The organism is Synechococcus elongatus PCC 11801 (assembly GCF_003846445.2).
In the GTDB taxonomy this organism is placed as follows: Bacteria; Cyanobacteriota; Cyanobacteriia; order Synechococcales; family Synechococcaceae; genus Synechococcus; species Synechococcus elongatus_A.
This window is the reverse complement of sequence record NZ_CP030139.2, coordinates 2,626,437-2,649,676: the sequence shown is the minus strand read 5'-3', so window position 1 is coordinate 2,649,676 and position 23,240 is coordinate 2,626,437. Positions and strand designations below refer to the sequence as shown.

The following is a 23,240-nucleotide window of genomic DNA, read 5'->3' as shown; positions in this document are numbered from 1 at the left end:
AGATCTAGCAGGAATTCTTTGACAAAGAACGATGGAACAGTTGCCACTGTTTGGCCGATCGCAGGTGCGGGAGTTGGAGGCGGCGCGTTATGGCAGTGCGCCAGCAGAGCATGAGCAGTCGGCGGAGTCGTTACAGGCTTGGAAGCAGCGGATTATCAATTTTCAATCGGCATTGCGATCGCAGCCCCCAGCTTTAGCCACTGATTTGTTTGGACAAGTGCCGGAAGCAGTCGCGATTGCCCACAGTATTGATCCGTGGCAGTTACGTCGCCGCAGTTTGGAGTTTTGGCGTTGGCCAGCAGCAAGTGCAGGCACGGCGGCACTTTACTTTGTGATTGACTATCACTGTTCGCTATTGCTCTATGTGGGCGAGACGATTAAGGCGAATCAGCGATGGAAGGGAGAGCACGATTGCAAGGATTATGTGGCTCGCTATCAGTCACTCCATCATCAGCATGGTTTGGCTTGTGAGGTAGGCATTGGCTTTTGGCTGAATGCACCAACCCAAACGCGACCTCGACAGCAACTTGAAACTATCTTGATTGATTACTGGCGATCGCCCTTCAACAAGCAGAACTGGCGGCAGTGGGGGACTCCTTTTACGACCTAGATTAATAGAATAATTTAATGTAATCAATAGCCTCTAAAATGTGTAGCAAGCAAGATAAAACATGATTGATGTCAACTAGTTTATTGACTTTTTCTAAAAAGAATTATCAAAAACTTAGCTAACTATATTTTCCAGTTTAAAAACCTGCTCGACACAAGATTCACCTTTAAAAATAGTTTTTTGTTCATAACTCAGCTGCATGCCTAGATATCTCAAAAGACTGACAGAACGCTCATTACGAATATCAGTGACAGCAACAATCTTTTTTATTGATGAAAGCTTGAATAGTGAGTTTATCAAAGTTATTAGTGCTTCTCTCGCATATCCCTTCTTTTGGTCGCCATAGCTCAGCGTAAAACCAATTTCTATAGTCGTAGGGTCGTCTTCATAAATTAGTATTCCAATATCTCCAATAAGCTGGTTGGACTCTTTGTGTGCGATCGCAATCTGAAACCACTCTCCTGGTATTCCTATTTTTGCTATTTGCATTTCATTGATAAATAATTGTCCATCTTCATTGGAAAACTGAGACCAAGCTTGAAACCGGCTAATTCGAGGGTCTTGACGATAGCCAACAAAGCGCTCCAAGTCTTGGGCAATAAATCGACGTAAGATGATTCGTTCAGATAATTGGGGTAAGAAATCAGCAGGAAACAAGGAATTGTTGCTCCAAGATTATTTTTTTATTTCAGTAAACTTTATTTAATCCTAACAGCATTATTTTTAGATTTTTCTACAAAAATTACCTCAAGATCATTTTAAGCAAGAAACCAAAAGGCCCATGCCAAGAAAATCTAGGTATTGCTAACAGCACATAGTCACAGAAAATAATAAAACTGTCTTGTCTGATTATTTTTGATCGCTACTAACAAGTAAAATTAGTGAGAGAAGGTCACTCCACTTGCATGGCTAAGGCAAAGATATAAAGAGCAATTAAGATCAGATTATCAACATCACTTGACGCGTAAAATTTTGATTTTATTCGATTCTTAAAAATCAAGATAACTCACATAAATCATAAATGATCTACTTATGACCTAGGCTCAAGAGGTTGAGCCGATCAAGTTGCTTGTTGAAAGTTAGGCGACTAGGACGTAGATTATATCTACCCATATTAATGTGGGCTAGAGTAAACACTAATAAGTCAATCAAATATAAAATATCTCCGTACCCTAAATTATTTTTATGTCTATGCTTTAGCATCCATAAGCGATTATGGACACGGTCTACGAGATCGGAAATACTTACGCAATCTTCAATTCGATGCTTAAACTGTGGGCGGGAATATGGCTCTGCTTCGAGCCAATCAACTCTTACAGGTTCACCCAGCAAGAGATCTAGAGGCATACTCACTGCCACTAGTGAATCAAAAGCCTCTGTTCGAAGCAAATTAATATACTCATTTGACGAAGGATCATCGCTAAGCCGCCAAAGGCATTCAGCATTCCAATGAAGCTCTCGACTTAAACGCTCGTAAGAAAGATGCCTTAAGGTCTTGAACTCAGCTTTTTTAGACCATTCAGTATTGGCAACTGACAAAAGTGGCGTCAAGAGGGATAAAAAAACACTGGCGGGGAGAGTCATGATGAATTCGGAAAATTACGTTTGAGGCTTTTCTTAGGCAGCCAACTACCTGACTTGATATATTGAAATACAGGCTAGATATTTTGTAAGAACTGAACAGAATTTTTTAACGGTTTGCGTACCAGAACCTGGTAATCCTTAGGTATTAAAAAAGTTATGAAGAAGGCTTTCTATATGGCCGGATTGATATTGGGCATATACAAAACAGGGGTTACGTATGTTCTAAGGCTCTTCCTCTTCTACCCAAGCTGAACGATCAAGGATCAAGAGTTGTCGGAGTTGATTGGTGTCTAGTTCTGTAAGCCAATCCTCACCGCTACCGACAATTTGCTGGGCTAGGGCTTGCTTACTAGCGATCATCTGATCGATTTTCTCTTCCAACGTGCCTGCACAGACAAACTTGTGCACCTGCACATTACGCCGTTGGCCAATCCGAAAAGCGCGATCGGTTGCTTGATTTTCAACTGCTGGATTCCACCAGCGATCGTAATGGAAGACGTGATTCGCCTTGGTCAGGTTTAGCCCCACGCCACCTGCCTTCAACGACAGGATGAAAATCGCCGGTGCTTGCGGATCATTCTGGAAACGATCGACCATCTGTTGGCGATCGCCCTTCTTGGTACTGCCCGACAAAAACAGCACTTCTCGGCCTAACTGTTCCTGCAAAAACTGCTGCAGCAATCTACCCCAGCCAGCAAACTGCGTGAACACCAAAGCGCGATCGCCCGCATCCGTCAGTTCTGCCAACATCTCCAACAAGCGCTGTAACTTGGCCGAGCGATCGCCAAAATGCGAGTCTAGTTTCGGCTTTTCTTGCAATAGCGACGGATGATTACAAAGCTGCTTCAGTCGCGTCAGCAACGCCAAAATCTGACCGCGCCGCTGAATCCCTTCACTCGCTTCGATATTGTCCAGCGCTTCCGTCACCAACTGTTGATAGCGATCGGCCTGCTCCTGTACTAACGGACAAAAAACCGTCATTTCTTGCTTCTCGGGCAAGTCCGCAATAATGCTGCGATCGGTTTTCAGTCGCCGCAAAATCAACGGCTGCACCCGCTGCCGTAATGCAGTCAGCGAATCCGCATCCCCAAACCGCTCAATCGGCGCGACAAACCGCTTCTGGAAAAACGGTTTCGTGCCCAAATGCCCCGGCTGCAGAAACTCAACAATCGACCACAACTCACTGAGGCGGTTCTCCACCGGCGTCCCCGTCAGAGCAATCCGAAAGCGCGGCTTTTGCGTCGGACTTTGCGCGATCGCCCGCACTGCCTGCGTCTGTTTCGCCTGATCGTTTTTGATGTTCTGGGCTTCATCCAGCACAATCCCCTGCCAGTCGATCGCCGCGATCGCCTTCTGATCTCGCGCCACCAAGGAATAGCTGGTCAGCACCAAATCACAATCCTTGAGTGCCGTTGCCAAAGCCTTGCCCTGAGCGCGATCGGGGCCATAGTGCAACCGCCAGCGTAATTCCGGCGCAAACTTCTGCACTTCCCGTTCCCAGTTGCCCAGCACCGAAGTCGGACAAACCAGCAATACTGGCCGCGTCAGTTCGCCACTGTGCTTGAGATGCAGCAAAAAGGCCAGCAACTGAATCGTCTTGCCCAAGCCCATGTCATCGGCCAAGCAAGCACCAATCCCGAAGCGCTGCAAAAAGGTGAGCCAACCGACGCCGCGCTCTTGGTAGGGTCGCAGCTCACCTTGAAAAGTTGGCGGAGCCGGTAAAGCTGCGGGCGATCGCTGCCCCTGAAACACCGCCAAAGCTTCTTCCAGCAGCCCCGCTGCCTCGAAGTTGACGACGGGCAGGCGGCCAATATTCGGCGACTCACCACTGGCGATCGCGATCGCATCCGCCAAAGTGAGATTCGGCTGATCCTTGCGCTTGCGGAAAAACTCCCGCGCCGACTCAATATCCTGCTGTCGCACCTCAATCCAGTCGCCGTTGATTTCCACCAAGGGCGTTTCCAGTGCCGCCAGCCGCTCCACTTCTGCCTTGGTCAGCCGCTGGCCACCTAAACTCAATTCCCAACGGAATTGCAACAGCGCTTCCAGCCCCACACTCGGGCGATCGCTGGGGAGGTTGGCGCTGACTTCCACCCCCAAACGGTGCCGCCCTTGCCCACGCAATCCTGGCGGGAGTTGCACCTCAATTCCCTGCTCCTGCCACTGGGGAATGACCTGCTTGAGCAGCTGATAGACCTCCGCCGTGGTCAAGGGATGAAACTCAGGACAAGCTGTCGCCAAGCTGGTTTGCAACTGTGGATAGAGGCGACAGGCTTGACCCAATCCCCGCAGCAGCAATTCCTGGGCTTGATCGGGCACGCCGGGCGGTAAAGGATCTTGCCAGAGCAAGGATGCCGGCCAAAAGCGATCGGGATCGGTCGCGGCCTGCAGGCCAAACTCTAACTGCCAGCGCCGTTCTTCCAGCTGGGGCGGGACGAGACGCAGCGCCATCCGCCAAGCCTGAGCCGCGCCATTCTGAACCGGCAGTAACCAGCGATCGATCGCCGTTTGCAAGCGATTGGCCTCGCCATCTTCCAGCTCCAGTGGTTCGCCCTTGGCCAGCGATCGCTGCCATGCTGCGAGCAGATCGGCTGAAACGACTGTTCCTGACGCGATCGCCACTTGCAAGCGCGCCGTCAACCAGCGTTGCAGGACCTGAAGCAACTGATCCTGGGGCTGAGGCTGCCAAGGACAAGCCGCTGCTGACTCGATCGCCTGATAACAAAACTGACTGAAGGGCAACTGCTGACTGTAGCGATCAAACCGCTGGCGATCGCCCGCCTGATTAAACAGCGGCAACCAAGTCGCCGTTAAGCCGCGATCGCTCGACTCCAAGGCTGGATAAAAGCGACCCCGCGCCAGCAGACTTTGCGCCCAGCGATAGATGTGGCTCCAAAAACGCAGATCGGGCCCCAACCACGGATGATCCTCCGCCGAACCCAGCGGCAACGTGGCTAACCATTGACCGGCGATCGCCGCCTCCAGTGACAGCCCTGAAATTCGCCAAGGCCAGAGCAGCGCCTCCGCTGGAATGTCTTGCCCGCTCAAAAACGGTAAAACCGTCTCTTTCTTGAGCTGGCTAGGAATGGAGAGTAAGACCTCCGTAGCAGCGCTGCCGGTCAGCGATCCCAGTCCATATTTCTGGCACCAACGCTCTAACTCAGATACCGCGATCGCATAGGGATGGGCAGCCATTTCCGCTACCGACTGTGGCTCACAGGGCTGCCAAGCTTCGGCCCACAGAACAAAGCGATCGCCGAGCCAGCCACCGTGCAGCACTGCCATGGGTTATTGGGGAGAGGAGGGAATGGGTCGTAACCAACCACGCGCGATCGCAAAATCTAAGCTAGTCGCACAAAGCGCAAACAGCAGCAGGCTGCCGCCCAACTGCGAGGTCAACCACGGCAAATCCAGACTCGTCGTTGCGCCGTTTTCCAGGAGTCCCAGCCCGCGCACCAGACCAAAGGCACCGACTAGACCGTTGCGCAGATGGGGATTGGTGTCGCTGCGGATCGCGTAGCGGTAGGTGACGCCGAATAAAAAGACGCTGACCGCAATCGCACCACTATGCACCGCCAAAGTTGTCCAAGTCGGCAGAGCAGACGGTCGCTGAATCTCTAAGCCAATCAACGCTGCTGCCGGAATCACCGCCGTCGCTAAAGCCAGCAAGCCTGCCTTCGCTGACTCCCAGCGCTCAGCCAAACTCAGAGAGGAACGAGTCATGCGGGTCAACACCCCAGCACAGCCGCGATCGCAGACTTCCATCTGTTCAACCCCTCAGGGCGATCGCATCTCCCGATTTTAGGGCGCAGAGCCTCACTTTCAGTGGCAACCACTCTTTCCCGCAGCAATGAACCGGATCGCGGTTGCAGATTTTGACTGGGGATCGACTGACTCGTTTGTTTCAGAAACAGACGCATCAGACTTAGACGCTGAGCATTCAACGAACAGTCAAACCGACTTTTCTAGGTTCCATTACCCCACTCCGCAGCATGGACGCCGGTGATCCGCGATCGCTAGCCCGCCTGCTCACCACCAAAGGCTTCATAGGCCTGTAGCGCCTCAGCCGCTGTCATCAGCGATGGGCCACCGCCCATGTAGATAGCCACCTGCAGCATCTCCAGAAACTCAGCCCGAGTACAGCCCATCTGCACCAGCATCTTGGCATGGAAACCCAGACAGCCTTGGCAGCGACCTGCAATCCCGATCGCCATAGCAATCAGTTCCTTGGTTTTACTGCTCAACGCCCCGTCATTGTGAATGCTGCGAGCCATCTGCCCAAAGCCCTTTAGGGTCTCAGGGATTTCATGGTGCAACTGCGCAAGGGAGTGATTGAGGTTCTCGGTTAGGTCTGGGTAGTTATGGATCATGCAAGAGAATGCTGTGCTGCTTGTTTTTATAGCCACTGCCCCGTAGATCCGCGATCGCCTTCAGGTTCTCTGCAGACCCATGGAGACCACAGTTAGGCTCTGGCCTCGTCACAGCTAGAGACTTCCACGGGCGATAAGCTAGCCAAGTCGATCAGGGAACGTGCACAAAGGCCGGAATATTGAGGATCCGACAGAAAGTAGATTCGAGCATTGCCCTCCTTGCGGCAAGCCACCAAACGAGCCATTCGCAACATCTGCAAATGCTTCGAGACATTGGCTTGGCTCAAACCAGTCGATTCACTGATCTCAGTCACATTGCATTCCCCTTGGCAGATGCGCCAAAGAATTCCAAGGCGGCTGCGATCGCCCAAGACTTTGAACAATTCAGCCAAGCGATCGAGGTCAGGACTGGTGCTAGATGTCTCTAGTTCAGCGGTACCGGGTGAGCTCAACAGAGTCTGAGGCGTGGTGCGGGGCATGGAGAGTGGGGGGCGTATCGGACTGATCGGAGGGACTGATGGGGCGCAAGAGTGAAAGACCAAAGAGTAATTTCAACCCCCACAGTTCAAACCAAGGTAGCCCAAGTCCCCATTTCATTTTGAGTAGGAAGTAGCGTTCGAAGGCAGCTTTGGCCCAATTTACCCATGCGCCTCGGGTGGCGTAGGAATAGCGTCGTCGCCCACTGACTGGGTCGGGCAAAATTGGGGCAGCAATATAGGCAATGCCCGTTTGACCCATTTCCGCAAAGCAGAGCGCTTCAAGGGTTGGGATTTGGTGGGGGCCAGACAGAGTACCTAAATCGACGGCAATGTTGTGAGCTACAGCTGCGCCCATCGCTTCACTCATCTGACCGCTTTTTGGCAAACCGATCGGAACAGGGGTGCGATAGGGCTGCTCTAGCTGCACGCTCACGCCCAGGGCATAAATTCGTTCGTAGTCGCGGTGACGCTGGGTCGGCAGGATGGGAATGAAGCCGCGATCGTTGCCTAAACCAGAGACTTGAACATAGTCCGCTCCTCGGAAAGCCGGCAGAATCATCGCGTAACCGAAGAGAAATTGGCGGCCATCTGCTAATTCCACGCGATCGGGAAACACTTGGGCGATCGCCGCATTGGTGACTACTTTCACCCCTTGTTCTTCTAAAACTCCTTCCGTCAGTTCGCGAGCTAGATAGAGATCGGGCAGCCCCAAATAACCGGCATAGGGTTCAGGCGTGATGTAGGTAATCGTGACGCGATCGCGCAGGCCACGTTTGCGCAACGCTTGATCAGCCGCCAGCGCAAACTCATAGGCAGGCCCGAGGCAACCTGTTTTAGGCGCAGCACCCACCACCAAATCGGTTGGATTTTTGAGAAAGGACTCCCATGCTTCTCGTGCTTCCAAGGCATGGGCTGGGTTACAGACCGATTGGGTGTAACCTCCATGCGGCCCTAAACCGGGAATTTCATCAAAGGCAAAGGAAGGGCCACTGGCGATGACGAGATAGTCGTAGTCCAGCGTCTGATGATTGGCCAAGCGCACAATTCGGCGATCGGGATCAACCCGCTCTACGGCGCTATCGACCCAATTCAGGCCATGGCGCTGACACAGGGAAGCTAAATCCAGCTGCACACGGTCGAGGGGAATCTTGCCCAACGCCACGTGAATGAGGCCGGGAATGAAAGTGAACTGAGAACGATTAGAGACCAGAGTGACCTGGTGCCCGCCTTTGAGCCAATGTCGTAGTTCATAGGCTGTCGGCAATCCGCCCAACCCTGCACCGATTACAACAACTTGTGCCATCACTGGGGATCCCCTTAGTTGCTATTTACTTATTTAGTTATATAGTTTATTCACGGAGTCAGCTAGAGGCGATCGCATTCCTTCTGAATCCTTCCCGCTAGTTCGATCGCCCGCGGATCATGCCCTAGCACTTCCTGGGCTTGTGGTTGGCTAGTTGCCTGCCGCTGACAGAGCCCCCGACTCACCCCAGACGGAGTTTGATCAGATGTATCACCTCAGCAAAGTTCTCCAGTTGCCCTTTGATGATGCTCTCAGCCACACCAAAGAAGTTTTGAAACAGCATGGCTTTGGGGTGCTGACGGAAATTGACGCCCAAGCGGCGTTTAAACAAAAGCTTGATGTGGAGTTCCGGCACTACACCATCTTGGGAGCCTGTCATCCCCGCATTGCCTACAGCATCCTACAGGCGGAGGACAAAGCAGGCGTTTTCTACCCCTGCAATGTGGTGGTGCAAGAACATGAAAACGGCTGTGTTGAGGTCTCTGCGATCGATCCGGCAGTGATGTTTGCCGCGCTCGAAAATCCTGAGACTCGTGCGATCGCTTTGGAAGCCAAAACCCTGATGGAACAGGCGATCGCACAGCTTTAATCACAGCTCATATCCGCCTTTGAAGCAGAGGAGTTCACGGACTATCTAGGCGATTGAGGGCAATTCAACGTTCTGAGACTGACGGATCGGAGAACACCAGCAATGTGGACATTTCTATCACTGCTACAGAATCAACTGGTTTGGTCTGTCCCCAGCTTCATGATTGCTGGGATTCTATTTGGGTTACTGATCGATCCTAGTGGACTGAAAGATTTAATTGTTCCGCTGACATTTCTCATGGTTTATCCCATGATGATTAACCTACAGTTTGGCAAGTTAATTGCTGGGGGAAACTGGAAGCTCCAAGGGGTCGCCCAATTGATTAATTTTGGCATTGTGCCATTCTTGGCCTATGGTATTGGCTGGCTATTCTTTCGCGATCAGCCACTGATCTGGTTGGGGCTATTGCTGACAGGATTACTGCCCACAAGTGGCATGACTATTTCTTGGACAGGCTTTGCCAAAGGCAATCTGACAGCCGCGATTCAAATGACGGTCATCGGCTTGATTTTAGGTTCTTTGGCGACTCCACTCTATGCCCAAGCGCTGCTAGGACGAGCCATTGAAATTCCGTTGGTGGAAACCTTTAAGCAAATTGCGATCGTGGTTTTTTTACCCATGATTCTTGGCTTGGTGACAAAGCGCGTTCTAATTGCAACTGTTGGTCAACAGAAATACGAGAGAGATTTAAAGAAAAAATTTCCGGTCTTCTCAACGCTGGGTGTCTTAGGCATCGTGTTTGTGGCAATGGCGCTCAAAGCAAAAGCAATTGTAGCCGCGCCGTTGATATTTCTCGGCTACTTTGGGCCACTGCTGCTGATTTATCTGATCAACTTTATGTTGAGCACGATCGTTGGCAAGGTCTGGTTTTCTCGCGAAGATGCGATCGCTCTCGTCTACGGTACGGTGATGCGGAATCTTTCGATCGCCTTGGCTATTGCCATGACTGTGTTTGGGGCGAAAGCAGGCGCTGAAATTGCCCTGATTATTTCCATGAGCTACATCATTCAGGTGCAAGCTGCAGCTTGGTACGTCAAGTTGAGCGATCGCTGGTTTGGTAAACCAGTGACGGAAAGCCTGTAGTCACTAGGGAAGGGTGGTGTTGCGATCGCTCAGTCCAAGCGATACGGCATGATGGGTTTAATCTGCACCCTGTCCTTTATTTCGCTTCGGCAATCCATGGCTGCCCCTGCACTCAGCGGTGATCAAATCCGCGAAACCTTTCTGAAATTCTTTGAAGGCAAGGGGCACCGTCGCCTACCCAGTGCCTCGCTGATTCCAGAAGATCCAACGGTCTTGCTGACGATCGCAGGCATGTTGCCGTTCAAACCGATCTTCCTTGGGCAGCAGGTTGCGGAAGTGCCGCGGGCAACGACCTCGCAGAAGTGCATTCGCACCAACGACATTGAAAATGTGGGTCGCACGGCACGCCACCACACCTTCTTTGAAATGCTGGGCAACTTCAGCTTCGGTGACTATTTCAAGAAGGAAGCGATCGCCTTTGCCTGGGAACTAGTCACCGAAGTCTTCCAAGTTCCGGCAGAACGCTTGGCCGTCAGTGTCTTTGAAGAAGATGACGAAGCCTTTGCAATCTGGCGCGATCAAATCGGTGTGCCGGAAGCGCGAATTCAACGGCTGGGTGCCAAAGATAACTTCTGGGCTTCGGGTCCGACCGGCCCCTGCGGCCCCTGCTCCGAGATCTATTACGACTTCCATCCTGAGCTGGGTGATGAAGGACTGGATCTAGAAGATGACAGCCGCTTCATCGAGGTCTACAACCTCGTGTTCATGCAGTACAACCGCGATGCGGCAGGCAATCTGACGGCACTCGAGAAACAAAACATTGATACGGGCATGGGGCTTGAGCGGATGGCTCAGGTGCTGCAAGGCGTGCCCAACAACTACGAAACCGACCTGATTTTCCCGATTATTCAAGCGGTCGCGGCGATCGCCCAGCGCGACTACGCCAACGAGTCGGAAACGGTCAAAGTTTCGCTGAAAGTGATCGGCGATCACCTGCGCGCCGTCACTCATCTGATTGCTGATGGCGTCACGGCTTCGAACCTCGGGCGGGGCTATGTGCTGCGGCGACTAATTCGGCGCGTCGTTCGCCACGGACGGCTGATCGGTATCGATCGCCCCTTCACGGCGGAAATTGCTGAAACCGCGATCGCCTTGATGGCTGCTCAATATCCCAACCTGCGGGAACGAGAAGCGGCGATTAAAGCGGAGCTAACGCGGGAAGAGCAGCGCTTCTTGGAAACCTTGGAACGCGGCGAAAAGCTGTTGGCGGAACTGCTGGCAGCCGCCACGGATCAAATTCGCGGTGAGGATGCCTTCGTCCTCTATGACACCTACGGCTTTCCGCTAGAGCTGACCCAAGAAATCGCTGAAGAGAAAGGCCTGACCGTCGATCTTGCGGGTTTTGAAGCGGCGATGACCGCCCAACGTCAGCGATCGCAGGCTGCCCACGAAACCATCGACCTGACGGTGCAAGGTTCCCTCGATCGCCTCGCGGAACAGATTCACCCGACCGAGTTTGTTGGCTACCAAGACAGCGCCGCCACAGCGACCGTCACAGCAGTCCTGCGCGAAGGCCAGAGCGTCGAAGCGGCAGAAGCCGGCGATCGCGTTCAGATCGTGCTGGATCACACGTCGTTCTATGCAGAATCCGGCGGACAAGTCGGCGATCGCGGAGTGCTGACTGGCGAATCCCTAATCGTTCGCATCGAAGATGTCCAGAAAGAATCGGGCTTCTTCGTTCACTACGGCCAAATTGAACGCGGTTTGCTGCAAGTCGGCGATCGCGTTACGGCGCAAATCGATCGCGCCTGCCGGCGTCGGGCCCAAGCCAATCACACCGCCACGCACCTGCTGCAAGCAGCCTTGAAGCTGATTGTTGATGAAGGCATTTCCCAAGCCGGTTCACTGGTCGCCTTCGATCGCCTGCGCTTCGACTTCAACTGTCCGCGAGCCGTGACGCCGGAAGAGCTGCGCCAGATCGAAGACCAGATCAACCAGTGGATTGCCGAAGCCCACAGCACCGTGGTTGAAGTGATGCCGATCGCTACGGCCAAGGCCAAAGGTGCGGTCGCCATGTTCGGCGAAAAATATGGTGCGGAAGTCCGCGTCATCGATGTACCGGGCGTCTCGATGGAGCTGTGCGGCGGCACCCACGTTGCCAATACGGCCGAAATTGGCCTGTTCAAAATCATCAGCGAAGCCGGTGTCGCTTCCGGTGTACGGCGGATCGAAGCAGTAGCTGGCCCTGCTGTGCTGGAATACCTCAACGTTCGCGATGCCGTGGTTCGCGATCTGAGCGATCGCTTCAAGGCTAAACCTGAGGAACTGAGCGATCGCGTTACGGCGCTGCAAGAGGAGCTGAAGGCCAATCAGAAGCAATTGACGGCGCTGAAAGCGGAGCTAGCGATCGCCAAATCCGATGCACTGGTATCGCAGGCGATCGCAGTCGGTGAGGCACAAGTTCTGGTTGAAACCCTGACTGGCGTTGATGCTGCAGCCCTGCAAACTGCCGCTGAGCGACTCCAGCAAAAACTCGGCGATGCCGGTGCAGTCGTGCTCGGTTCTAGTCCTGAGGAAGGCAAGGTGACGCTGGTGGCAGCCTTTGGTCCGGCGATCATCACCAAAGGACTGAAAGCCGGTCAGTTCATCGGTGGCATCGCCAAAATCTGTGGTGGCGGCGGTGGTGGTCGTCCCAATTTGGCACAAGCGGGTGGACGGGATGCTAGCAAGCTGCCGGAAGCTGTAGCAGCGGCACTCGACCAACTCAAAACAGCTTTAGCAGCGTAAACAGTCGCTGTCATTAAGCCTGCAGTTCTCAATCGGATTGCAGGCTTTTTTTACGCTTGCATCAATGCTGCGATCACCTCTTTCTTATCGATTTAGCCGATGAATGCTGCCACTGTTGATTCCGACTCAGGGCGATCGCCATTATTGGTGGTCGAAAACTTGGGGCGACGCTTACAACAGGGCTGGATTTGGCAGAATATTCAGCTCAGGCTGGATGCGGGCGATCGCCTCGCGATCATGGGGCCTTCGGGCGTTGGCAAAAGTTTATTACTGCGTGCGATCGCGGGTTTAGATCCCATCCAAGCTGGACACATTCACTTCTTAGGCAAAAGCCTCAGTGATTGGTCGATGCCCCGCTATCGATCGCAGGTGCTCTACTTGCATCAGCGACCCGCTCTGTGGGAAGGCAGTGTGGAAGCCAATCTCCAGCAAGTCTTTCAGTTACATCACCATCGACGACGGGGCTACCAACGTCATCGCATTCTCCAGTATCTGCGGCTCCTCAATCGCGATGAAACCTTTCTCGATCGCCCCAGTTCTATGCTGTCCGGTGGTGAACGTCAAATCACTGCTTTTCTGCGGGGCTTGCAACTGGATCCCATGATTTTGTTACTGGATGAGCCAACTGCTTCACTCGATCCTGAATCGACCGCCTCGCTCGAAACACTGGTACAAAACTGGCAGGCCGACAATCCGCAACGCGCCTACCTCTGGGTCAGCCATGATGCCGAGCAACGCCAACGCATGACCCAACGGGCTTTTCAATTACGGGGCGATCGCTAATGCAAAGTAGCTATGTACTAATTAGCAATCTGCAGCTTGGATTGTCCGCCCTCCTAATTCTCGTTAACCTAATTCTCTCCTTTGCTCTCAAACTCAATTTAGGCAAGCAACTCTGGATTGCCTCAGTGCGCATGGTCGTGCAGCTGCTGCTTGTCGGCTACATCCTTGAGTGGGTTTTTAGTCTTCAAAACCCTATCTGGGTGATTGCACTGGCGCTATTGATGACCAGCCTCGCCAGCCAATCTTCTGTAGCACGTACTAATCGTCGTTTTCCCCAGATTTATCTCAACAGCTTTATCGCGATTCTGGCGGGTTCTTTTTTGCTCACTAGCTTAGTTGTTGGCGGCATTATTCAAGTTTCACCCTGGTACAGTCCTCAATACTTAATTCCCTTGCTTGGGATGATTTTGGGGAATAGTTTGACGGGTGTCTCCCTGGCTCTCGATCGCTTCATGACTGATCTGGTGGATCAGCGCGATCGCGTCGAAACGTTACTGGCTTTGGGAGCCACCGGCTGGGAAGCAGCGCACGGCCTCATCAATACAGCTCTACGGGTTGGCATGATCCCAACCATCAACTCGATGATGGTCATGGGAATTGTCAGTCTACCTGGCATGATGACTGGCCAAATTTTGGCTGGAGCTAGCCCACAAGATGCAGTCCGCTATCAAATCATTATTGTTTTTGCGATCGCTGCTGGTACAGCAATTAGTACGCTCTGTATTATTCTGCTTGCATTTCGGATTTTATTTAACCAGCAAGACCAATTGCAACTCGATCGCCTCCGAAAAGTTAGCTCTTAGCGATCAACTCACATGGCCCAAAATTTATCTATTTAACTGAATGCAACAGCTGGGCGATCGCCAATCAATGAAGTCTGACTAGGTGAAATGCCACAATTGAACGGTTGTTGCGCTGTCGCGCCGCTGTGTCTGTTGCCGTCGAAACGCTGCTCTCGCCTGAAATTCTCAAACCGGCTCGCTACCTCGGCAATGAGCTGGGGGCTGTCCACAAGCCTTGGGAGCAAGCAAGCGTTCGCTGGTCGCTGACTTACCCGGAAATCTACGAGGTGGGTGCCTCCAACCTCGGCCACATCATCCTCTACAGCATCCTCAACGCTCAGCCGCGCCAACTCTGCGATCGCGCTTATCTACCGGCAGCAGATTTGGCTGAGAAGCTGCGCCAAACCCAAACGCCATTGTTTGCCGTCGAATCGAAGCGATCGCTGCTGGAGTTCGACATTTTGGGTTTCAGCCTCAGCTACGAACTGGGCGCAACCAACATTCTGGAAATGCTGTCGCTGATTGGGGCACCGCTGACTTGGGCAGAGCGGGGCGATCGCACCTTGGGCGATCCGGAAGGCTGGCCGTTGATTTTTGCCGGCGGTCAAACCGCAACCTCCAATCCTGAGCCCTATGCAGAGTTCTTTGACTTCATCGTCTTGGGCGATGGCGAGGAATTACTACCTGAGGTGGGGCTGATCGTCGAAGAGGGCAAGCGATCGCAGCTCAGCCGCACAGAGTTACTGCTAGATCTTGCCCAAGTCCCGGGTGTCTATGTGCCGCGCTTCTACGACATGGCGGCCGATGGCTCAGTGCATCCGAATCGACCCGATGTGCCCGCAAAAGTGTTGCGACGAGTAGCAACGCCGATTCCGGCCTATTCGATTGGCTTGGTTCCCCACGTTGAAACCGTGCACGATCGCCTGACGATTGAAATTCGGCGCGGCTGTACTCGCGGTTGCCGCTTCTGCCAGCCGGGCATGCTCACCCGTCCCGCACGGGATGTGGAACCAGAGCAAGTGGTCGAGGCGATCGAAACCGGTATTCGTGCCACCGGCTACAACGAGTTCTCGTTGCTCTCACTCAGTTGCAGCGATTACTTGGCACTACCCGCCGTCGGAATTGAAATCAAAAACCGCCTGCAGGACGAAAACATTACCCTGTCGCTGCCCAGTCAGCGGGTCGATCGCTTTGACGACAATATTGCCAACATCATTGGTGGCACGCGCAAGGGCGGCCTGACTTTTGCGCCAGAAGCGGGCACCCAACGGCTACGCGACATCATCAATAAAGGGCTGACCAATGAGGAGCTGCTGCGCGGTGTTAAAACCGCCTATGAGCAAGGCTGGGATCGCGTCAAGCTCTACTTCATGATCGGTTTGCCCGGTGAGACTGATGCCGATGTGCTGGGCATCGCCGAAACCGTGCGCTGGCTGCAGCAAGAATGCCGAGGCCGCAAGAAAAAGCTGGGCTTTAACCTGACGATTTCCAACTTCACGCCGAAGCCGCACACACCTTTCCAATGGCACTCCGTGTCCACCACGGAATTCAAGCGCAAGCAGGAATTGCTAGCGGCAGAGTTCAAGCAAATCCCCAACCTCAAGGTCAACTTCACCGATGTACGCATCTCGGCGATGGAGGACTTTGTCGGGCGAGGCGATCGCCGTCTATCTGCTGTGGTTCGCCGTGCTTGGGAACTGGGTGCCGGCATGGATGCTTGGTGGGAAAGTCTCGACAAAGCCTATGGCGCTTGGACGCAGGCGATCGCAGAAGCGGGATTGGACTGGAAATATCGCCAAGTTGAAACCGGCGAATGGAATCTGTTTGAAGGTGAGGAAAGCCGCGATCGCGCTTTGGATGCGCCGCTGCCCTGGGATCACCTCGATACCGGCATCGATAAACGCTGGCTACAGGAGGATCTGCAAAAAGCCCTCGAAGCAGCGGTCGTGCCTGACTGCTCGTTTGATGGCTGCAGTCACTGCGGCGTCTGCGGCGTCGATTTTGGCCACAACGTCGTGGTAGCACCGCCAGCCATTCCCAACTTCCAAGGGCACTTCCAACCGCCGACCGAAAAAGTTCAGCGTCTGCGGATTCGCTTTGGCAAACTCGGCCAAATGACCCTGCTCAGCCATTTAGATTTGCTGCGGGTCTTCGATCGCGCCGTACGGCGAGCCAAGTTGCCGGTGGCATTCAGCGGTGGCTTCCACCCCAGTCCGCGCATCGTGCCCGCCAATGCCCTGCCCTTGGGTATGAGTAGCGAAGCGGAGCTGATGGATTTTGAACTGTTCCAGGCGATCGAGCCAGCGGAATTTCAGCAACGGCTCGCGACCCACCTCGATCCAGAATTGCCAATCTACGAAACCGCAGAGGTTGTCCTCAAGAGCCAGGCTGTGACAGCGCTTCTTAGTCGCGCAGAGTATGACCTTTGGATCGAGCCAGAAGAGTCTGTCGATGTTGAGGCATTGGTTGCCTCAGTCCTAGAAGCTGACACGGTGTTGGTGGAGCAGACCACGAAGTCCGGCAAAAAAGTGGAAGTCAATCTGCGGGAACGGCTCCACACTTTGACTCGTACGGAAGCTGGGGTCTTGCCGCAGCGTTTGCAAGCAACCGGTGGCGACTCTGGCTTTTGGCTACGCTACGTTGGTTCCTGCCGCAATGACGGCACACTGCTGCGTCCTGAGCAGGTGATTACACTGCTCCAGCAAGTCAGCGGGCGATCGTTCCAGTTACGTCATGCCCACCGGCGATCGCTGCATCTGGACTGAGGCCGCCGCGAGGGTACGGGTCGTGCGAGTGTGATAATGTGGCACTTAAGCTGAGTGAAAAGATTTCACCTAGCCCGACTGCCGAAGACAGGGACTGTAATTGAGAAGTCCCTCAGTTCCAAGCCTGAGTGGCTACTGCCGGATTAGTGCAGTTTTGCTCGGAAACCTTTCTGAGCTTCTCCTAGGCTTTTCTAACTGCCGGATTTTCTCAACGTCTTCTAGCCCAACGCCCATCGACGCGATCAGGCCTTTACAGATGGCGATCGTGCTTCAATAGCGTCGCTTTCACTAGACTTCAGTTCCCCGGCCTCACGGTAGGGATGTCCTGCGAGGGCAACATCCGGTTTTGATGCAGCGTCTGTCGGTGTCGAGCGCTAACAGACAGTCGAACGATCCTGAGCTTTAGCCAGATCCTCGAGGCTGCGCCAGCAGACGGGTGTTGCGTTGCGTATCGCAGCTCCTGTCGGTCTTTCGTCTCTGCTCGCACTGCCAGACAACTAGAGCCTCAGGCATGCCCAAACAAATCGTTATTGCTGAACAGCACCGCATCGCAGCCGTTTTTGCCGAAGACCAGATCGAAGAATTCATTGTTGCCAAAGGCACTCATCAGATTGGCGACATTTACCTCGGCGTCGTTGAGAATGTGCTTCCTGGAATTGATGCGGCGTTTGTCAACATCGGCGACAGCGAGAAAAATGGCTTTATTCACGTTACAGATTTAGGCCCCCTGCGCTTACGGCGTAGTGCTGGCGCGATTACTGAGCTACTCGCACCCCAGCAAAAAGTGCTGGTCCAGGTGATGAAGGAGCCCACCAGTTCCAAGGGGCCCCGCCTGACTGGCAACATCAGTCTTCCCGGTCGTTACTTGGTGCTGATGCCCTACAGCAGTGGGGTCAGCCTGTCGCGCCGGATCATGTCCGAGAGTGAGCGCAATCGACTGCGGGCACTTAGTGTGCTGATCAAACCAGCGGGCATGGGTCTGCTGGTGCGTACCGAAGCCGATGGCGTGGCTGAAGAGCTGATCATTGAGGATCTGGAGGCGCTGCAACGGCAGTGGGAGCAGACTCTCCAGTTGGCCGATTCCACCCCAGCACCGGCCCTACTCACCCGCGATGATGACTTCATCCAGCGCGTGCTGCGGGATATGTATGACGAGACTGTCAACCGGATTGTAGTGGACTCCCACACGGGATTAAAGCGGGTCAAGCAGCACCTCAGTACTTGGGGAGCAGGAGAGATTACCCCAGGCCTGTTAATCGAGCAGTACCGCGATCGCAGTTCGATTCTCGATTACTTCCGAGTCAATGCCGCCATTCGGGAGGCACTCAAACCTCGGGTGGATCTGCCCTCAGGTGGCTACATCATCATCGAGAAGACCGAAGCTCTGACGGTGATTGACGTCAACTCCGGCTCATTCACGCGATCGGCCACGGCACGAGAAACCGTTTTGTGGACTAACTGTGAGGCAGCAGCCGAAATCGCTCGCCAGCTACGGCTGCGCAATATCGCTGGCGTAATCATTGTCGATTTCATTGACATGGATTCTCGCCGCGACCAGTTGCAGGTGCTGGAGCATTTCACGCGAGCCCTGCGCCAAGACAAGTCTCGGCCGCAGATTTCACAGCTCTCAGAACTCGGCTTGGTGGAGCTGACCCGCAAGCGCCAGGGTCAAAACATCTATGAACTCTTCAGCACACCCTGTACCGCCTGTGGGGGATTGGGTCATGTTGCCCATCTGCCGGGTGAAGTTGGGGCGCAGCCGCTCGTACGCACCTCCGAGCGCCCACCGGTAACGACACCTGTGGCGACAACCACCCCAGCGAGTGCCAGTTCCAATTTGGTGGCTCCCAGCAACGATAGTTATCTTTCGCCAGCGCGCAGTGCCCTAGCCCGAGCCACGGGCGTTCCACCCCTTCTGAACGAAGCCACCACTACCAGCGAGCTGGAGAACAACGGCGATAGTTACAGCAGCCTAGGTTTACTGGAGCGATCGCCCCAACGACGAGGGCGGCGGCGCGGGGGCGGCCGGAATGCTAGCCCTAGCCTGCCCAATACCGGTATCAACCCTGAGATCAGTGCTTCGCCCGGACTCGCTGAAGCGCTTGCCGCTACCACTCGGGATTCAGCCCCCGATCGCGAACAGGAATCGACGGGGATCAGTCGCCGGCCTCGGCGACAACCGCCCGAGCCACCAGTCATTGTGGCAGTTGAATTAACCCCTGAAGAGCAAGAACTCTACGCCTGGATGGGAGCTTCACCCTTGATCCGGGCTGAAACTCAGCCGGAGCCAGGACAGCCTGTGCTGGTCGGGGTCTATGCCCAAGAATCGGAAAAGGAAGCGGCGATCGCTGCAGCAAAAGCCCTCTATGATCAGCGATCGCGCCATCGTCGGGGTGGCGGTGACAGTGGACGCCCGACTCTCGCCCGCGACAACCGTGAGACGACGAGTTCTGCGAGTTCTGTATCCAGCACGGATTCGAGCAGTGCAGCAGAACCGCCTACTGAGCAGCCCAGCAGCGTAATAACCGAAGTAGCAATGACTGCTGTTACAGAAGAAGTTGTCGTCGCACCCGAACCTGCTCCAGTTGAGGCACTCCCCACTCCGGTTGAGGTTGCAGTCGCGAGCGAAGCAACAGAAGCCCCTGCTCTTACCAGCGAACCCGCAACTCCAGCTCCCGGACGGCGGCGGCGGCGGTCTTCGGCGCAACGTGAGTCCCAAGACTAGGTTAGATACAGACTTTTTCGGCCCTGGCGATCGCTGGCAGACGGTCGCTGGGATCGATGAAGTCGGACGCGGCTGTCTGTTTGGTCCGGTGGTGGCAGCGGCGGTTGTGCTGCCCGAAGCTGCGATCGCACCCTTGCAGCAGGCTGGTGTCACGGACAGTAAACAACTCAGTCAGCAACGGCGGGAGCAGCTCTATCCGCTCATCTGCGAGACTGCTGAGGCAGTTGCTTGGGGACTGTCGAGTGTGGCAGAAATTGAACGCTGGAATATTCTGCAAGCCACGTTTCTAGCGATGCGGCGCGCCCTCGCCAAGATCGATCGCCCCCTCAGTCGTTGTTTGATTGACGGGAACCAACGCTTGCCAAAACTGGAGCTCGCTCAGACCAGTGTGGTGCAGGGCGATCGTCACTGTGTCACGATCGCGGCTGCCAGCATTCTGGCTAAAGTTTGGCGCGATCGCCTATTGGAGCGTTTGGATGATCGCTATCCCGACTATGGACTGCGCCAGCACAAAGGCTATGGCACCGCTCAACATCGCCAGGCCCTTCTGCAGTTCGGCCCTACTCCACTCCATCGCCCCCGCTTTCTGCGATCGCTCCTGCAACAACCAAAGCAGATCAGCTTGTTCTGATCTCTCTGATTCTGGAATATCTGTCAGGCAAGTCTGCGATCGTTCGGTTAGCCTAACGGCGGTGGCAGCACAGAAGAGCAGCAGGATTCTTGGCTCCAGAGCAGATAGTCCTCAATCAGTCGCCGTTGAATTTGCTGGCGAATCGTGAGCAGGACACCTTTTAGCAGGGCATTACCAGCCGCTTCCAGCATGGGGCGGGGTGTGAAACGCAAGAGAGGTGGCATCTGCACTTCAACATTGAGGCGAGCTTCACCGGTGAGCGCATGACTGGACTCCGCCATCAGCTCACCTTCTAAATCCAACCGAAATCGTGCCGCCAGCAAATCCAATCCCCGCAGCTGACAATCGCGCGACTGGATTTGCAAAACGCCAGCCTCATTCGTCCATACAGCTAAATCAACAATCGGTCGCAGTTGCAAGGAAAAAAATTGCAGCGGCCGCATTTCAAAACGGTAGAGATGGTTGCCCAGAACCTGCAACTGCTCGTGGTTGAAGAGGGTATAAACGATTCGCTCGGACTGTCTGAGATAATCCTGAAGGCTACGAGCTATCGGTTGGTGAATCGTTAATTCAACCGCTTGGCTTGCAGCAAATCGACTGAGCATGCGAGGAGATGGGCACCATTTCCGACGATTTTACGGCGTCTCAGCCCAAGGCTAGCGAATGGAGCGACAAGGAGAAGCTATGTCCGAGCGGGCGATCGCCCATTTAGGTCCAATTGGCACCTATGCCGAGATGGCAGCACTACGCTTTCAGGCCTGGTTAACCGATCAAGATCAGCAACCCAGCCACCTCTTGGCCTGTCGGAGTATTCCCGCAACCCTCCAAACCCTGGCGGATGGGACGGTTGATTACGCGGTTGTACCTGTCGAGAATTCGGTGGAAGGCAGTGTTGCGGCAACCCTCGATAGTCTGTGGCAGTTGCCTCAACTCTCGATTCAACGCGCTCTGATTTTACCGATCGCCCATGCTTTGATCAGTTTTGAGGACGATCGCACCGCCATCCGTCAGGTGCTCTCCCATCCACAGGCGTTAGCGCAATGTCAACAGTGGCTGCAGCGCCAGTTGCCCCAAGCCGAATTGATTCCCACCAACTCCACCACTGAAGCCCTGCAAGATTTAGAGCGTCATCCACAGCGAGCGGTGATTGCCTCAACGCGGGCAGCAGAGCTGTATCAGATGCCGATTCAGTCCTTCCCGATCAACGACTCGCCAGATAACCGCACCCGTTTTTGGGTAGTCAGTCGCAACCTGACCCCTGGTGGAGCCTGCACTTCCCTTAGCTTCAGCTTGGATGCCAACGTCCCAGGCGCCTTGGTGCAACCTTTGCAAATTTTGGCTGAGCGCCAGATCAACCTCAGCCGTATCGAGTCGCGACCAACCAAGCGATCGCTCGGGGAGTATCTGTTTTTCCTCGATCTTGAAGCAGATTTGCGGGAGCCTGCGATCGCTCAAGCTGTCCAAGCCGTTGCGGACTGTACTGAGCAACTCCGGGTTCTCGGTAGCTACGACAGTCTCGATTTCACTCAAGTTGTCCAGCCCAGCTAACCCATCTTGAGGTCAGGACTCACTCGGGTTTTGAAAGCTATTCAACGTGTCTTTGAGCACGGTTCGAGCAGCTAAGTGACTGCGGGTTGAGCCTAGAATTTCTAACTCGCGTTCTAAGCGATCGCGGGTACTGAGCATCTCGAGTAAGCTTTGCTGCTCTTCATAAACGCCGTAGAGATGGCCTGCGACCCAGTAGGACAACTCACGGGGCAAGTCTGGGAGATCATCCGGTAGCTCAATCTCTTGATCCGACAACTTACCCGACAACTGCACGACATCCCGTAGGACGGTATCCACCTCTGTTGCCAGTGGTTTTAAGTCATCATCCGTAGCTTCATCTTCAATCCATTCCACGAGACCGACGCGGAAAGGTTTTTCCCGAACATAGTCCAGCACCCGAAAGCGTTGCTGGCCTAGGGTCCAAACATTCATCCGGTCATCGGGGAGACGCTGATGACGAATCAGTTCCGCACAGCAGCCAACCGTTGCCGCTTCATCTTTTGCCGGATCCCAGAGCAGCACCCCAAAGCGGCGATCGCTCTCCAGGATCGTCTGCATCAGGATGCGATAGCGATACTCAAAAATGTGTAACGGCAGCAGACGCCCCGGAAACAACACAACTTCCGGCAAAGGGAAGAGGGGGAGCTCGCGCACAGACAGGGAGTCAGGTGCCATAAGGCTAATCGCGCCGTCTAAGGGAATGGTGTGAGACTATCGCGATCGACAAGAACAACTTTCGGGTTGACTCCTGCCGACGTCTCAGAAACTTGTTACTTAACTTTACCTGATCGCTGTAAGGGACGATACTAAGCCACTAAAGGTCTGTTGTCGGATGGGTTGAAAAACAAAAAGCGGGAGTTGATTCCCGCTTCCTGATTTCAGTGATGATTAGAGCTTAACTTCGATGTCTACCCCAGCTGGCAGATCGAGCTTCATCAAGGCATCGATCGTTTTAGAAGACGGCTGGTAGATGTCGATGATCCGACGGTGCGTCCGCGTTTCAAAGTGCTCACGCGAATCTTTGTCCACGTGGGGCGAACGCAGCACGCAATAGATACGACGGCGAGTCGGCAACGGAATTGGGCCGATCGCAGTGGCATTCGTGCGGTTAGCGGTTTCGACGATGCGATCGCAGGAAGTATCCAGCAGTCGACGATCAAAAGCCTTGAGACGAATCCGAATTTTCTGCTGCTGCAGGGTAGCCATGGGAGTTAATTATCAAGGTTCAAAAAGACAGAGTCGGTGATGACTCACCACCGAC

The 23,240-nt window shown here is 54.1% G+C and carries 20 protein-coding genes; 10 read left to right on the top strand and 10 right to left on the bottom strand.

Annotated elements, in window-relative coordinates; translation table 11 throughout:
- Positions 1 to 31 precede the first annotated feature (31 nt).
- Complete coding sequence (locus tag DOP62_RS13205) at positions 32 to 610, top strand: GIY-YIG nuclease family protein (protein WP_208674016.1); 579 nt, start codon at positions 32 to 34, stop codon at positions 608 to 610.
- Between the two features lie 114 nt (positions 611 to 724).
- Here the strand turns inward: DOP62_RS13205 and DOP62_RS13200 are convergent, their stop codons facing one another.
- The 7 genes from DOP62_RS13200 to DOP62_RS13170 form a co-directional block, all read right to left on the bottom strand.
- Positions 725 to 1,267, bottom strand: coding sequence for a GNAT family N-acetyltransferase (locus tag DOP62_RS13200; RefSeq protein WP_208674014.1), 543 nt, complete (start codon positions 1,265 to 1,267; stop codon positions 725 to 727).
- Between the two features lie 369 nt (positions 1,268 to 1,636).
- Complete coding sequence (locus DOP62_RS13195; protein ID WP_208674011.1) at positions 1,637 to 2,194, bottom strand: hypothetical protein; 558 nt, start codon at positions 2,192 to 2,194, stop codon at positions 1,637 to 1,639.
- 222 nt (positions 2,195 to 2,416) lie between these two features.
- Positions 2,417 to 5,479 (bottom strand): SNF2-related protein, encoded by a 3,063-nt coding sequence (locus DOP62_RS13190; RefSeq protein WP_370538816.1) that lies wholly within the window; start codon positions 5,477 to 5,479, stop codon positions 2,417 to 2,419.
- Between the two features lie 3 nt (positions 5,480 to 5,482).
- Complete coding sequence (locus DOP62_RS13185; protein ID WP_338430214.1) at positions 5,483 to 5,959, bottom strand: hypothetical protein; 477 nt, start codon at positions 5,957 to 5,959, stop codon at positions 5,483 to 5,485.
- Positions 5,960 to 6,210: 251 nt separating this feature from the next.
- Positions 6,211 to 6,564 (bottom strand): carboxymuconolactone decarboxylase family protein, encoded by a 354-nt coding sequence (locus DOP62_RS13180; RefSeq protein WP_208674009.1) that lies wholly within the window; start codon positions 6,562 to 6,564, stop codon positions 6,211 to 6,213.
- A 92-nt stretch (positions 6,565 to 6,656) separates the two neighbouring features.
- Positions 6,657 to 7,043: an ArsR/SmtB family transcription factor gene (locus tag DOP62_RS13175; RefSeq protein ID WP_208674007.1), complete on the bottom strand. Its 387-nt coding sequence runs from the start codon at positions 7,041 to 7,043 to the stop codon at positions 6,657 to 6,659.
- The gene (locus DOP62_RS13170) at positions 6,994 to 8,346 is read right to left on the bottom strand and encodes an NAD(P)/FAD-dependent oxidoreductase (RefSeq protein WP_208674005.1); all 1,353 of its coding nucleotides are present in this window, start codon (positions 8,344 to 8,346) and stop codon (positions 6,994 to 6,996) included. Before DOP62_RS13170 ends, DOP62_RS13175 begins: the two co-directional genes overlap by 50 nt.
- Before the next feature lie 205 nt (positions 8,347 to 8,551).
- Here DOP62_RS13170 and DOP62_RS13165 point away from each other — a divergent pair, with 205 nt between their 5' ends.
- From DOP62_RS13165 to DOP62_RS13130, 8 genes are all read left to right on the top strand, one after another.
- Complete coding sequence (locus DOP62_RS13165; protein WP_208674003.1) at positions 8,552 to 8,935, top strand: DUF302 domain-containing protein; 384 nt, start codon at positions 8,552 to 8,554, stop codon at positions 8,933 to 8,935.
- 102 nt (positions 8,936 to 9,037) lie between these two features.
- Positions 9,038 to 10,018, top strand: coding sequence for an arsenic resistance protein (locus tag DOP62_RS13160; RefSeq protein WP_208674002.1), 981 nt, complete (start codon positions 9,038 to 9,040; stop codon positions 10,016 to 10,018).
- Positions 10,019 to 10,114: 96 nt separating this feature from the next.
- The gene (gene alaS, locus DOP62_RS13155; RefSeq protein ID WP_208674001.1) at positions 10,115 to 12,745 is read left to right on the top strand and encodes an alanine--tRNA ligase; all 2,631 of its coding nucleotides are present in this window, start codon (positions 10,115 to 10,117) and stop codon (positions 12,743 to 12,745) included.
- Positions 12,746 to 12,844: 99 nt separating this feature from the next.
- Entirely contained in the window at positions 12,845 to 13,528 is a 684-nt protein-coding gene (locus tag DOP62_RS13150) for an ABC transporter ATP-binding protein (protein ID WP_208673999.1), read from the top strand.
- Positions 13,529 to 13,569: 41 nt separating this feature from the next.
- A complete protein-coding gene (locus DOP62_RS13145) occupies positions 13,570 to 14,331 on the top strand; it encodes an ABC transporter permease (protein ID WP_425330082.1) in 762 nt (253 codons plus the stop codon).
- Between the two features lie 125 nt (positions 14,332 to 14,456).
- Complete coding sequence (locus DOP62_RS13140; protein WP_208673996.1) at positions 14,457 to 17,075, top strand: TIGR03960 family B12-binding radical SAM protein; 2,619 nt, start codon at positions 14,457 to 14,459, stop codon at positions 17,073 to 17,075.
- A gap of 511 nt (positions 17,076 to 17,586) precedes the next feature.
- Positions 17,587 to 19,800, top strand: a complete 2,214-nt coding sequence (locus DOP62_RS13135; protein ID WP_261789849.1) for an Rne/Rng family ribonuclease — start codon at positions 17,587 to 17,589, stop codon at positions 19,798 to 19,800.
- A complete protein-coding gene (locus tag DOP62_RS13130; protein WP_208673994.1) occupies positions 19,784 to 20,431 on the top strand; it encodes a ribonuclease HII in 648 nt (215 codons plus the stop codon). Before DOP62_RS13135 ends, DOP62_RS13130 begins: the two co-directional genes overlap by 17 nt.
- A gap of 47 nt (positions 20,432 to 20,478) precedes the next feature.
- Here the strand turns inward: DOP62_RS13130 and DOP62_RS13125 are convergent, their stop codons facing one another.
- Complete coding sequence (locus tag DOP62_RS13125; protein WP_208673993.1) at positions 20,479 to 21,036, bottom strand: DUF1997 domain-containing protein; 558 nt, start codon at positions 21,034 to 21,036, stop codon at positions 20,479 to 20,481.
- Positions 21,037 to 21,115: 79 nt separating this feature from the next.
- Here DOP62_RS13125 and pheA point away from each other — a divergent pair, with 79 nt between their 5' ends.
- A complete protein-coding gene (pheA, locus tag DOP62_RS13120; protein WP_370538815.1) occupies positions 21,116 to 21,979 on the top strand; it encodes a prephenate dehydratase in 864 nt (287 codons plus the stop codon).
- A gap of 12 nt (positions 21,980 to 21,991) precedes the next feature.
- Here pheA and DOP62_RS13115 read toward each other — a convergent pair whose 3' ends face one another.
- Positions 21,992 to 22,654, bottom strand: a complete 663-nt coding sequence (locus DOP62_RS13115) for an LON peptidase substrate-binding domain-containing protein (RefSeq protein WP_208673992.1) — start codon at positions 22,652 to 22,654, stop codon at positions 21,992 to 21,994.
- 213 nt (positions 22,655 to 22,867) lie between these two features.
- Positions 22,868 to 23,185: a 30S ribosomal protein S10 gene (gene rpsJ / locus DOP62_RS13110; protein ID WP_011242969.1), complete on the bottom strand. Its 318-nt coding sequence runs from the start codon at positions 23,183 to 23,185 to the stop codon at positions 22,868 to 22,870.
- Between the last annotated feature and the right edge of the window lie 55 nt (positions 23,186 to 23,240).